This window comes from Actinoplanes sp. NPDC049316, from assembly GCF_040677315.1.
Taxonomy (GTDB): Bacteria; Actinomycetota; Actinomycetes; order Mycobacteriales; family Micromonosporaceae; genus Actinoplanes.
The window spans coordinates 1-12,314 of sequence record NZ_JBFAQM010000014.1; the positions used below are offsets into that span (position 1 = coordinate 1).

A 12,314-nucleotide genomic window follows, 5' to 3' on the forward strand; every position below is an offset into this window, starting at 1 on the left:
CGGCGTCGTGCTCATCTCGCACAACATGAACGACGTCTTCGCCGTCTCCGACCGCATCGCCGCCCTCTACCTCGGCCGGATGGCCGCCCAGGTCAAGACCAGCGACGTCACGCACGCCCAGGTCGTCGAGCTGATCACGGCCGGCCGCAGCGGAAACCTCGGCCTGCCGCCCGAGAAGCCGGCCGCCGCCGGATTCGCCGACCTCACGCCCCCGGGAGCCGACGTATGACACCCACGACGACCACCAGCGGGCCGGTCCAGGTCGTGAAGCCGACGGTCGCCGGCCACCTGCACGACTACTGGGGCCGGGTGCGCGGCGGCGACATCGGCAGCCTGCCCGCCATCCTCGGCCTCATCGTGCTCTGCCTGATCTTCGGCACCGCCCGGCCGACCTTCTTCAGCGCGGTCAACTTCGCCAACCTGTTCTCGCAGGGCGCGGCGGTCATCTTCATCGCGATGGGCCTGGTCTTCGTCCTGCTGCTGGGCGAGATCGACCTCTCGGCCGGCTTCGCGAGCGGCGTCTGCGGCGCGGTGATGGCCATCCTGCTCACCGACCACGGCTGGGACTGGTACAGCGCGATCCCGGTCGCCCTGGTGACCGGCCTGGTCATCGGCTTCGCGCTGGGCTTCCTGGTGTCCAAGGTCGGCATCCCGTCCTTCGTGGTCACCCTCGCCGCGTTCCTCGCGTTCCAGGGCATCCTGCTGATGCTGCTCAGCGGCGGCAAGAACATCTCGATCCGCGACAAGTTCGTGCTCTCCCTCGCGAACAACAACATGTCGGTCGGGCTCAGCTGGGCGCTCGCGCTCATCGCGATCGTCGGGTACGCCGCGGTCCAGTTCCTGCGGATCCGCGGGCGGGCCGCGCGCGGGCTGGTGACCGATCCGCTGGGTATCGTGCTGGCACGGATCGTCTCGCTGGCCGTACTGCTGCTGGCGGCGGTCGCCGTCCTGACCCAGGAGCGCAGCATCAACCCGTTGATCATTTCGGTGAAGGGCGTGCCGATCGTCGCCCCGATCATCGCGGTGGTGCTGATCGTCTGGACGTTCGTGCTCGGGCGGACCACGTACGGCCGGCACGTCTACGCGGTCGGCGGCAACAAGGAGGCCGCGCGCCGCGCCGGCATCCCGGTCGACCGGATCCGCATCTCGGTCTTCGTGATCGGCTCGTTCATGGCCTCGATCGGCGGCATCGTCGCCGCGAGCCGGGCCAACTCGGTCGACCCGAACTCCGGCGGCAGCAACGTCCTGCTGTACGCGGTCGGCGCCGCGGTCATCGGCGGCACCAGCCTCTTCGGCGGCAAGGGCCGGGTCCTCGACGCGATCATCGGCGGCGCGGTCATCGCCGTCATCGACAACGGCATGGGCCTGATGGGGTACAGCGCCGGCACGAAGTTCGTGGTGACCGGTCTGATCCTCCTCCTCGCCGCCAGCGTCGACGCGCTCTCCCGCCGCAGAGCGGCCGCCACCGGAAACCGATGAGGGCGGGGCCCAGCCAGGAAGAGGTACGGCGGCACAACCTGGGCACGTTGCTCCGATATGTTCACGTTCATGGGGCTACGTCCCGCGCCGAGCTCACCACCCGGCTCGGGCTCAACCGCAGCACCATCGGAGCCCTGACGGCGGACCTCACCGCCGCCGGGCTGGTCTCCGAGCGCACCCAACGCGACACCGGCCGGGCCGGGCGACCCTCACTGGTCGTCCGGCCCGAGTCGTCCACGGTCTACGCGTACGCGCTCAACATCGAGGTGGACCGGCTGCGCGCGGCCCGGGTGGGGCTCGGCGGCCGGATCCTGGACCGGCGGGAGGCGCCCCGGCCGCGCGGCATGCAGGTGGTCGACGCCGTTCAGCCGCTCGCCGGCTTCATCCACGAGATGCGCGACGTGCCCAGCGGCTCGCGTTGCGTCGGGGTCGGACTCGCCATCGCCGGCATGGTGCGCCGCGCGGACGGCATGGTCCGGCTCGCGCCCACGATCGGCTGGAAGGACGAACCCGTCGGGGACGCCCTGGTCGAGGAGATCGGCGACGTCGGCCCGGTGACCGTCGGCAACATCGCCGACGTGTCCGCGCTGGTCGAGCACAGCCGCGGCGCCGCGGCCGGCCGGGACAACGTCATCTACCTGTACGGCGACGTCGGTGTCGGCGCCGGGATCATCGCGGGCGGGAAGCCCATCACCGGCCACGGCGGCTACGGCGGCGAGGTGGGGCACATGGTGGTCAACCCGCAGGGCCGGCCGTGCAGTTGCGGCTCGCGCGGCTGCTGGGAGACCGAGATCGGCGAGTACCCACTGCTCAGGCTGGCCGGCCGGGGCGACCGCAGCGGCCGCGAGGCGGTGCTCGGCGTGGTCGAGGCGGCGATGCGCGGCGACTGGATCGCCCAGCAGGCGGTCCGGCACGTCGGCGAGTGGCTCGGCCTCGGCGTCGGCAACCTCGTCAACATCTTCAACCCCGAGGCGGTGATCTTCGGGGGTACGCTGCGCGACCTGTACCTGGTGGCCGCGGCGCAGATCCGCTCCCGGCTCACCGAGGTCGCGCTGCCCGCGTGCCGCGAGGATTTGCGCCTGCGCACCCCCGAGCTCGGCCGGGACGCGGCCCTGATCGGGGCGGCCGAGCTGGCTTTCGAACGGCTCCTGGCTGACCCGCTGTTGTAAGGTGCGCGCGTGAGCATGCGCGCTTCCGATGAGGATCGGCAGCGGGTCGTGGCCGCGCTCGAACGGCACACCGGCGCCGGCCGGCTGACGCTGGACGAGTTCGCCCAGCGGGTCGGGGTGGTGGCCGGCGCCCGCACGCTGGACGAGCTCGCCGCGGTGGTCAGCGACCTGCCGGCCGAGCAGCAGGAGGAGCGGCAGCAGCGCGAGTTCCTGATCGTGCTGGCCGTCGCGATCGTCACGCTGGTTCTGCTGGGCACGTTTTTGGCGCTGCGCTAGTCGTACCGACCGGGGGCGTGCCGTGCCAGGACGCCCAGAGGGCCGCGTACGAGCCACCCGCCGCGACCAGCTCGTCGTGCGAGCCGAGCTCGGTGATCCGCCCGTCCTCCACCACCGCCACCCGGTCGGCGTCGTGCGCGGAGAACAGCCGGTGCGCGATCGCGATGACCGTACGCCCCTTCAGCACCGCCGCCAGCGACTGCTCGAGGTCCCGGGCGGCCCGCGGGTCCAGCATCGCCGTCGCCTCGTCCAGCACGAGCGTGTGCGGGTCGGCGAGCACCAGCCGGGCCAGCGCCACCTGCTGCGCCTGCGCGGCCGACAGGCCGACCCCGCCGACGCCCACGACCGTGTCCAGCCCGTCGGGCAGCTGGTCCGCCCACTTCAGGGCGTGCACGGCGGCGAGCGCCTGCCGCACGTCGGCCGCGGAGGAGCCCGGCCGGACCATCGCGATGTTGTCGCGCAGCGTACCGATGAAGACGTGGTGTTCCTGGCTGACCAGCGCGACCTCGGTCCGCAGCCGGTCCAGGGGCAGACCGGCCAGCGCGACCCCGCCGACCGTGATCGAGCCGCGCCCGGGCGCGTGCACCCCGGCGAGCAGCCGGCCCAGCGTGGACTTCCCGGCGCCGGACGGGCCCACGATCGCCAGCCGCTCCCCCGGCGCGATGGTCAGCGAGATGCCGTGCAGCACCTCGCGTCCCGGCACGTACGAGAACCGCACGTCGCGGGCGACGATCTCGGCCCCGCGCGGGGTCTGCGACGTCGGCGCCGCCGTGCTGAACGAGACGCCGAGCAGACGGGCGAGCGACGCCGCGCCCACCTGCAGCTCGTCCAGCCAGCCGAGGAAGCGGTCGATCGGGTCGACGAGCATCTGCGCGTACAGGACGGCGGCGGTGACCTGGCCGAGCCCCACCCAGCCCTGCAGGTAGAACCAGCCGCCCAGCAGCAATGTGCCGACCACGGGCAGCACGTAGCCGACCTCGATCGACGGCATCCAGACGGTCCGCAGGTACAGCGTGTACCGCTCGGTGGCCCAGGAGCGCCGCAGGTCGGCGTCCGTACGCCCGATCCGCTGCCGCTGCCGGCGCAGCGCGTCCACCGTGCGCGCCCCCTCGACGGTCTCCGCCAGCCCGTCGGTGACCTGCGAGTACGCGGCGTTCTGCCGCAGATAGCCGCCGGAGGCCCGGCGCAGGTACCACCGCGTGGACCAGGTCAGCACCGGTACGGCGACCAGTAGCGGCAGCGCCAGCAGCGGGCTGACCAGGATGAGAGCGCTCACCGCGAGGCTCGCCGTGATGAGGGCGATGAGCGTCTCGGGCACGGCGAAGCGCAGGCACCGAGACAGCGCGTCGACGTCCCGCGACGTCCGCGTCAGCAGGTCACCCGTGCCGGCTTTCTCCACCGTGGAGAGCGGGATCGTCAGCACCCGGTCGACGAACTCCTCCCGAAGCTCGGCCAGCACCCGCTCCCCGAGCCGCGCCGACGCGAGGTACGCGAACCGCACCAGCACCGCCTGAGTCACGACGAAGACGGCGATGGTGATCGCGATGCGGTCGACCGTACCCACGCCGGCGCCGTGCTGGATCGATTCGACCAGCTCGCCGAGCAGCCGCGGACCGACCAGGCCCGCGACCGCGGCGACCGCGTGCAGGGCGACGGCGGTCGCCAGGGCGCGCGGGTGCCGGCGGAACAGATCGCGGGCGTACCGGCGCACCTGGCGGTTGTCCGCCACCGGGAGCGCGTTGCTCACTCGCGCAGCACCGTCCTCGCATAGGCGAAGCTGCTGTCCAGCAGCTCGCGATGGGTTCCCTCGGCGACCACCGTCCCGTCCTCGACGTAGACGACGTGGTCGGCGCGGTCCAGCACCAGCGGGCTGGTGGAGCAGACGACGGTGGTGCGGCCGGCCCGGGCGGCCCCGAGCCGGTCGGCGATGCGGGCCTCGGTGTGCGCGTCCACCGCGCTGGTCGGTTCCACCAGCACGAGGATCTCCGGGTCGGCGACGAGCGCGCGGACCAGCCGGAGCCGCTGCTGCTGGCCGCCGGAGAAGCTGCGGCCGCGCTCGGCGACCTCGCTGTCCAGGCCGTCCGGCAGGGCCTCGACGACGTCGGCCGCCGACGCGGCCTCCAGGGCCACCGGGACCCGGCCGGTCGCCTCCGGGTCCAGGTCGTCGCGGAGCGGCCCGGAGAACAGGCGGGCGTCGTTGTCGGCCACGACGATCCGCTCCCGCACGGCGGCCGGGTCCAGGTCCTTCAGCGGTACGCCGGCCAGCGTCGTCCCCGCGCCCGAGGCGGTGTAGCGGCCCAGCCGGTCCGCGATGGCCACGGCGTCGGCGGGCACCGCGGCGGCGATGGCCGTGACCAGCCCCGGCCGCACGACCACGCCGGACACCGGGTCGACGAGATCACCCCGCTCGGGCGGCGGCACGGGCCGGGCCGGGGCCGGGAGGTCCGTACGCACCCGCAGCATCGACACGACCCGGCGGCTCGACACGTGCCCGCGGATCAGCTTGTCGATCGTCTCCGTGAGCTGCCGCAGCGGCGAGACCAGGAAGGCCGCGTACCCGTAGAAGGAGACCAACTGCCCGACCGTGATCTTCCCGGAGATCGCGAACCGCGCGCCGAGCCACGTCACCAGCGCCAGGAACGTCCCCGGCAGCAGCACCTGGGCCGCGTTGAGCAAGGCCTCGACCCGGGCGACGCGGACGCCGGCGGCGCGCAGCGTCTGCGATTCGGCGCGGTAGCGCTCGGACATGACCGGCTCGCCGCCGACGCCCCGCAGCACCCGCAGACCGCCGACCATGTCCGTGGCCCGGCCGGTGAGCCGCCCCTGCTGCTCGCGGTACGCCTGCTGGCGGTGGTGCAGCGGGCGGATGAGCAGGCTGACCACGGCCATCAGCAGCGGAATGCCCAGCACCACGACCAGGCCCAGCGGCACCGACGTGACCAGCAGGATCGTGGTGACAGTGATGACCGCGACGACCGAGCCGACCCCGCGCGCGAGGATGTCGACGGCGTTACCGATGTGCGTGATATCGGCCGTGCCGATCGCGACGACCTCGCCCGCGTCCAGCCGTCGCGGCAGGGCCACCCCGAGCCACCCCGCCTGCCGGACGGCGACCTGCACCGTACGGTAGGCCGACGACAGCCAGTTGAAGACGGCCCGGCGGTGTCGCAGCAGGCCGGCGCCGGCCTGCACCAGGCCGACGACGAACAGGACCATGCTCCAGATCAGCAGCTCGCTGCCGTCGCGGTGGGCCAGGCCGGCGTCGATCGCCTTGCCGATCACCGCGGGGGTGAAGGCCTGGCAGACCATCCAGACGACGGCGAAGAAGATGGCGGCACTGACGGATACCCAGGCCTGCCGGACGAGCCATCCCAGGTAACGGGTGGCGGACCGGTCGTCGGGGGAGCCCGGATCGGGTGGGGGCAGATCACGCATCGCCCCTCGACGTTACGTAACGCTGCCGTCACGATCCAGAGCGTTATCTATCGACCGGAGTGAAATCCCACACGTGTGGCGAACGGGCCACCAGGTGTTCCGGCGGCGCGGGCAGCTCGCCGGGGGTGTTCCGCCACTTCGAGATGACCACGATCCGCAGGTCGGTGGAGGAGAAGACCTCGCTGGACACGTGCGAGGGAAGCACCTCCAGCTTGGGCAGTTCCCGGTCGCAGACCCAGCTGAGCAGCTCGTCGAAGCCGCCGCGCGAGGCGCGTACCTCCCACATCCGTGCGATCATGCGAGCTTCCTACCCCGCCACAGCGACCGAGGTCAATGACATCGCGGAATCCGCCGGCAGGTCCAGCCGGCTCGGCGCCACGCCCGCCGCCACCAGGTGCGAACCCAGGGCCGCCACCATCGCGCCGTTGTCGGTGCACAGCTGCGGACGCGGTACGCGCACCCGGATCCCCAGCTTGGCGGCCCGCTCCTCGGCCAGCAGCCGCAGCCGCGAGTTGGCGGCCACGCCACCGCCGATGATCAGCGTCTCGACGCCGTGCTCGCGGCACGCGTCCAGCGCCTTCGCGGTCAGCACGTCGCAGACGGCCTCCTGGAAACCGGCGGCGACATCGGCCACCGGCACAGGCTCGCCGCTGCGCTCGCGGGCCTCCACCCAGCGCGCCACGGCGGTCTTCAGCCCGGAGAAGGAGAAGTCGAAGCGGTGCCGCTGGAGGTCCTTCGGTGCGGTGAGCCCGCGCGGGAACACGATCGCCCCCGGGTCGCCGTCACGCGCCGTACGGTCGATCACCGGGCCGCCGGGGAACCCCATGCCCAGCAGCCGGGCCACCTTGTCGAACGCCTCGCCGGCCGCGTCGTCGATGGTCGCGCCGAGCGGCGACACCCCGGCGGTCAGGTCGTCGACCAGCAGCAGCGAGGAGTGCCCGCCGGACACCAGCATCGCCACGGCCGGCTCCGGCAGCGGGCCGTGCTCCAGGGTGTCCACCGCGACGTGCGCCGCGAGGTGGTTCACGCCGTAGATCGGCTTGTCGGCTGCCAGCGCGTACCCCTTGGCCGCGGCGACCCCGACCAGGAGCGCGCCCGCGAGACCCGGCCCGGCCGTCACGGCGATCGCGTCGACGTCGGCGAGCGTGACCCCCGCCTCGTCGAGCGCCCGCTGCATGGTCGGGACGATCGCCTCGAGGTGGGCGCGGCTGGCGACCTCCGGCACGACCCCGCCGAACCGCGCGTGCTGGTCGACGCTGGAGGCGAGCGCGTCGGCCAGCAGCGTGTGCCCGCGGACGATGCCGACGCCGGTCTCGTCGCAGGAGGTCTCGATCCCGAGGACCAGAGGCTCGTCAGGCATCGCGCATCATCACCAAGGCATCCGTGTTGCTGGGCTGGTAGTAGCCGCGCCGGATCCCGACGGGCTCGAAGTCGTACGTCGCGTACAGGTGCTGGGCGGGCGCGTTGTCGACGGCCACCTCCAGCAGCACCTTCCGGTCGCCGGCCCGCTCGAGCAGCGTCTCCAGCAGGCGGCGGCCGATCCCCCGCTTCTGCGCGGTACGCCGTACGGCGATGTTCTGCACCCACGACTCGGTGTCGTCGGTGACGGAGAGCCCCGCGTAGCCGAGCACCTCACCGTCCTCCTCGGCGACCACGTAGAAGTGCCGCTGCGCCAGCTCGTTCCAGAACATGGCCGCCGACCACTTCTCCGCGCCGAACAGGTCCGCCTCGATGGGCAGCACCTCGGCGACGTGCCACCACCGGAACCGTACGATCTCCATCAGGGCAGCACGTGCTTACGCTGGGCGGAGGCGACCGCATCGGGCCGGCGCAGGTACAGCGGGGTGAGCGGCTCCCCCGCCGAGCCCGACCGGATCTTGTCGAGCGCCAGCGCGATCAGGGCCTCACCGGACGGGTACAGCACCCGGTCGTCGATCGGGACCGCGAAGACCTCGCTGTATCTCACCGCGCCCTCGCCCACGGCCCGGTCCGCGTCGACCCGCACGTCGGCGGGCTTCGCGACGTCCGGGCCGCTCACCCGCTCGCCGTCGAGATAGGTCGCGAAGTACACCTCGCGGCGCCGGGCATCGGTCGCCACCAGAACGCGGCCCGGCCCGGCGGCCCGGCCGATCGCATCCAGCGAGCAGATCCCGTACGCGGGAATGCCGAGTGCCTGCGCCATGCTCGCCGCGGTGGCCAGCCCCACCCGCAGCCCGGTGAAGGGACCGGGCCCGGTCCCGGCCACGATCGCGCCGAGCTCGCCCGGGCGCACCCCGGCGTCACCGAGGACGGCCGCGATCTGCGGGGCGAGCAGCTCGCCGTGCGCCCGCGGGTCGACGGTCCGCCGCTCCCCCAGGCCCTTCAGTCCGCTGTCGGCGACCTCCGCCAGCGCGGCCGTGACCGCGGGCGTGGCGGTGTCCAGAGCGAGTACGAGCACCAGCAAACAGTAGCCGCCGCCGGTGCGGGGCCCGGCCGGGTGGTCAGGCGCGGGGGTCCCAGTCGATCAGGGGTCGGCCGGCGTCCGCCAGGGCCTTGTTGGTGGCGCTGAACATGCGCGCGCCGAGGAAGTCCCTGCCGCCGTTGAGCGGGCTCGGGTGACCGGATTCGATCACCACGTGCACCGGGTTGGTGACCAGCGCGGCCTTCTTGCGGGCGTACGAGCCCCACAGCAGGAACACCACCCGCTCCGCGCGCGCGTTCAGCGCCCGGATCGTGGCGTCGGTGAAGACCTCCCACCCCTTGCCCTTGTGCGAGGCCGCGGCTCCCGCGCGTACGGTCAGCACCGCGTTGAGCAGCAGCACACCCTGCCGCGCCCAGCCGGTCAGGTCCCCGCTCGCGGGCGGCGCCACGCCGACGTCCGCGGCCAGCTCCTTGTAGACGTTGCGCAGCGACGGCGGCACCCGCACGCCGTCGCGGACGCTGAAGCTCAGCCCGTGCGCCTGCCCCGGCCCGTGGTACGGGTCCTGCCCCAGCAACAGCACCCGGGTCTGCTCCGGCGGGCACAGCCGGTACGCCGCGAACAGATCCTCGATCGGCGGGTACACGGTGTGCCGGGCGTACTCGCCGGCCACGAACGCACCCAGCGCCTCCGTGGCAGCCGGGTCGAGGAACGGGGTGAGCTCGGCACGCCAGGCGTCCGGCAGCATCTCGGGCAGGTTCACAGGCGTCACAGTTTCTCGAGGCGGGCGGCCCAGTCGCCGCCGTACGGCAGCAGGTCCAGCACGCGGGTGTCGTCGTCGAGGCGGTCGATGCGCACCGCCAGGTATTCGTCGTTGAGCTGCTCGACCAGGCCGGCGCCCCACTCGACGACGGTGACCGCCTCCTCGGCGGACGCGTCGAGATCCAGGTCGTCGATCTCGGCACGCGGGTCGGCCGCGTCCCCGAGCCGGTACGCGTCCGCGTGCACCAGCGGCACCGCACCGCCCCGGACGGGGTCGGGCCGGTGCACCCGGGCGATGACGAACGTCGGCGACGTGATGTCACCGAGCACCCCCAGGCCCGCGCCGATGCCCTGCACCAGCGCGGTCTTGCCGGCGCCGAGCGGGCCGGTGAGCAAGAGCAGGTCGCCTGGGCGCAGCAGCGCGGCGAGGCGACTGCCGAACGCGCGCGTGTCGTCCACAGTGGCGAGCCGGATGCCGGTGGCCGTCACGAGATCTTCTCCAGGAAGGCGATCAGCTCGGCGTTCACCAGGTCCGCCTTCTCGAGCATGACCACGTGGCCGGTGTTGTCGACCTTCAGCAGCTCGGCCTCCGGGAGGTGCCGCAGAATCTCCTCCGAGTGGGTCACGGGCGTGAGGTAGTCCTTCGTGCCGACGATGACCAGCACCGGCACACCCCGCAGCGCGGACAGCGCCGGGAAGCGGTTGTGCGTGTACAGGGTGCGCAGATACCGGGTGAGCGTCTCGACCGACGTCTTGGAGTTCATGTGCTCCACGAACGTGACCAACGACGGGCTGGGCCGGGCGTCGCCGAAGCCGTACCGGCGGGTGAGCAGCCAGGCGAGGTCCGACGAGGCGAGCCGGGCCCGGTCGATCGTGGTGCCGCCGATGCGGGCGGCGCCGCCCCACAGCGGGAAGAACGGCGCGCTCGCCCGGGCCACCAGCGACTGCACGCCGATCCTCGTCTTGTCGACCAGGCCGGCGGAGGTGGACATGAGCACCACACCGGTGACCCGGCTGCCGAACCACTCCGGATACTGCTCGGCGAACGCCATGATCGTCATGCCGCCCATCGAGTGCCCGACGAGGACGATCTCGCCCTCGGGCACGGTCTCGTCCAGCACGGCCGCGAGCGACTTGCCGAGCGCGGCCAGGTCGTAGTCGCCGGATTCGAGACGCCCCGACCGGCCGTGCCCCGGCTGGTCGTAGAACACCAGCCGGTATTCGCCCAGCTCGGTCAGCCCCTGCCGCTGGAAGTAGAACGTGCCCATGTCCAGCGCGAACCCGTGGACGAAGACGACCGTCGGCTTGCCGGGCCGCTCGGGCTCCACGATCTCGACGTGCAGGTCGGTGCCGTCCGCGGCGGTGACGGTCAGCTCGCTGTCGTACGGCTGATCGCTGAAGCTCTCGTCGGCGTACGGATCCCCGGGCGCGTTCTGGGACCGGCGGACCAGCGCCCGCTCGACGGCGAACGCGGTGGCGAGCCCGGCCGCGGCGACACCGACGACGGCACCGGCGATGCCGACCTGCTTGGCCCGGCGGCGCGGGCCCGACCGGATCGCCCGCGACGACGACCGACCGTGCGGCTTACCGTGACTCATCCGCCCTCCCCGGCGTTCATTCAGCCCTGCCCGGACCCGTCAAGGCCGGCCCGCCCGGAGCCGGAACCGTCGTAGACGCGGGGAACCCTCGATCCCCCGAACCGCGTCACGATCTCGTAGTTGATCGTCCCGATCGCGTCGGCCCAGTCGGTCGCTGTCGGCTCGCCGTGGTCGCCCGGCCCGAAGAGCGTCGCGACGTCGCCGGCGGCCACCGGATCGTCGCCGCAGTCCAGCACGAACTGATCCATGCAGACCCGGCCCGCGATCGTCCGCAACGCGTCACCGAGCAGCACCGGCCCCACGTTGGAGGCGTGCCGCGGCACCCCGTCGCCGTACCCGAGCGGCACCAGCGCCAGCGTCGCCTCGCGGGACGTGTGGTACGCGTGCCCGTACGAGACGCCCTGGCCGGCCGGGACCCGCTTGGTCTGGGTGACCCGGGCGCGCGCGGTCATCGCCGGGCGCAGGCCGGGCGGCGGCGGGCCGGGCAGCGGGGACAGGCCGTAGATGGCCACACCGGGACGGACCAGGTCGTAGTGGGCGTCGGGCCGGGTCAGGGTGGCCGCCGAGTTGGCGATGTGCCGGTAGCGCGGCTCGATGCCGAAGCGCTCGGCGGCGGCCAGCCCCTCGGCGAAGACGGCCAGCTGGTGGTCGATCGTCTCGTGGCCGGGCGCGTCCGCGTACACGAAGTGGCTCCAGATGCCGACCACCTCGAGCTCGCCGTCGGCCTGGGCCTTCGCCGCGGCCTCGAGCAGCGCCGGCCAGTCGGCCGGGGTGGCGCCGCCGCGGGCCAGCCCGGTGTCGAGCTTGAGGTGGGCGCGGACCGGACGGTGGACGCGGCGGCCCGCGGCGACCAGCTCGGCGAGCTGGCCGAGGCTGCCCGCGTTGAGGTCGACGTCCGCCTCGACGCCCTCGTGCAGCGGCATCCCGGGCGCGTTCAGCCAGGCCAGCACGGGCGCGGTGAGGCCGGCCCGGCGCAGCTCGAGCGCCTCGGCCAGGGTGGCCACGCCGAGCCAGCTCGCGCCGCCGGCGAGCGCCGCGCGGGCGGCCGGCAGCATGCCGTGCCCGTACCCGTCGGCCTTGACGACCGCCATGACCTCAGCGGTCGTGCCGGCGCGCAGCGTCGCCACGTTGTCCCGGATCGCGTCCAGATCGATCCGGACCTCGGCCTGCCACATGCCCATCAGCCTACTGATCGCC

Annotated in this window: 13 protein-coding genes and 1 pseudogene; 4 read left to right on the forward strand and 10 right to left on the reverse strand. The window is 73.1% G+C overall.

Annotation, left to right across the window (positions count from 1 at the left end):
* The 4 genes and pseudogenes from AB0K03_RS21445 to AB0K03_RS21460 form a co-directional block, all read left to right on the forward strand.
* Positions 1–229 (forward strand): annotated as a pseudogene (locus AB0K03_RS21445) (sugar ABC transporter ATP-binding protein); the annotation flags it as partial.
* Positions 226–1,479, forward strand: coding sequence for an ABC transporter permease subunit (locus AB0K03_RS21450; RefSeq protein ID WP_364687487.1), 1,254 nt, complete (start codon positions 226–228; stop codon positions 1,477–1,479). The pseudogene AB0K03_RS21445 and the gene AB0K03_RS21450, both read left to right, overlap by 4 nt.
* Positions 1,476–2,648, forward strand: coding sequence for an ROK family transcriptional regulator (locus AB0K03_RS21455; protein ID WP_364687489.1), 1,173 nt, complete (start codon positions 1,476–1,478; stop codon positions 2,646–2,648). Before AB0K03_RS21450 ends, AB0K03_RS21455 begins: the two co-directional genes overlap by 4 nt.
* 15 nt (positions 2,649–2,663) lie before the next feature.
* A complete protein-coding gene (locus AB0K03_RS21460; protein ID WP_364687793.1) occupies positions 2,664–2,924 on the forward strand; it encodes a DUF1707 domain-containing protein in 261 nt (86 codons plus the stop codon).
* Here AB0K03_RS21460 and AB0K03_RS21465 read toward each other — a convergent pair.
* The 10 genes from AB0K03_RS21465 to alr are packed head-to-tail and all read right to left on the reverse strand — an operon-like array spanning position 2,884 to position 12,292.
* Complete coding sequence (locus tag AB0K03_RS21465; RefSeq protein WP_364687491.1) at positions 2,884–4,671, reverse strand: ABC transporter ATP-binding protein; 1,788 nt, start codon at positions 4,669–4,671, stop codon at positions 2,884–2,886. The genes AB0K03_RS21460 and AB0K03_RS21465 overlap by 41 nt on opposite strands.
* Entirely contained in the window at positions 4,668–6,359 is a 1,692-nt protein-coding gene (locus AB0K03_RS21470; protein ID WP_364687492.1) for an ABC transporter ATP-binding protein, read from the reverse strand. Before AB0K03_RS21470 ends, AB0K03_RS21465 begins: the two co-directional genes overlap by 4 nt.
* Positions 6,360–6,402: 43 nt before the next feature.
* A complete protein-coding gene (locus tag AB0K03_RS21475; protein ID WP_364687493.1) occupies positions 6,403–6,657 on the reverse strand; it encodes a hypothetical protein in 255 nt (84 codons plus the stop codon).
* Between the two features lie 9 nt (positions 6,658–6,666).
* The gene (gene tsaD / locus AB0K03_RS21480; RefSeq protein ID WP_364687494.1) at positions 6,667–7,719 is read right to left on the reverse strand and encodes a tRNA (adenosine(37)-N6)-threonylcarbamoyltransferase complex transferase subunit TsaD; all 1,053 of its coding nucleotides are present in this window, start codon (positions 7,717–7,719) and stop codon (positions 6,667–6,669) included.
* The gene (gene rimI / locus AB0K03_RS21485; RefSeq protein WP_364687495.1) at positions 7,712–8,140 is read right to left on the reverse strand and encodes a ribosomal protein S18-alanine N-acetyltransferase; all 429 of its coding nucleotides are present in this window, start codon (positions 8,138–8,140) and stop codon (positions 7,712–7,714) included. The genes tsaD and rimI overlap by 8 nt, the downstream gene beginning before the upstream one ends.
* A complete protein-coding gene (tsaB, locus tag AB0K03_RS21490; RefSeq protein WP_364687496.1) occupies positions 8,140–8,796 on the reverse strand; it encodes a tRNA (adenosine(37)-N6)-threonylcarbamoyltransferase complex dimerization subunit type 1 TsaB in 657 nt (218 codons plus the stop codon). The genes rimI and tsaB overlap by 1 nt, the downstream gene beginning before the upstream one ends.
* Before the next feature lie 43 nt (positions 8,797–8,839).
* A complete protein-coding gene (gene ung / locus AB0K03_RS21495; RefSeq protein WP_364687794.1) occupies positions 8,840–9,505 on the reverse strand; it encodes a uracil-DNA glycosylase in 666 nt (221 codons plus the stop codon).
* Between the two features lie 20 nt (positions 9,506–9,525).
* Positions 9,526–10,008 (reverse strand): tRNA (adenosine(37)-N6)-threonylcarbamoyltransferase complex ATPase subunit type 1 TsaE, encoded by a 483-nt coding sequence (gene tsaE / locus AB0K03_RS21500; RefSeq protein WP_364687497.1) that lies wholly within the window; start codon positions 10,006–10,008, stop codon positions 9,526–9,528.
* Positions 10,005–11,117, reverse strand: coding sequence for an alpha/beta hydrolase (locus AB0K03_RS21505; protein ID WP_364687498.1), 1,113 nt, complete (start codon positions 11,115–11,117; stop codon positions 10,005–10,007). Before AB0K03_RS21505 ends, tsaE begins: the two co-directional genes overlap by 4 nt.
* 20 nt (positions 11,118–11,137) lie before the next feature.
* Positions 11,138–12,292, reverse strand: a complete 1,155-nt coding sequence (alr, locus tag AB0K03_RS21510; protein WP_364687499.1) for an alanine racemase — start codon at positions 12,290–12,292, stop codon at positions 11,138–11,140.
* Positions 12,293–12,314 lie beyond the last annotated feature (22 nt).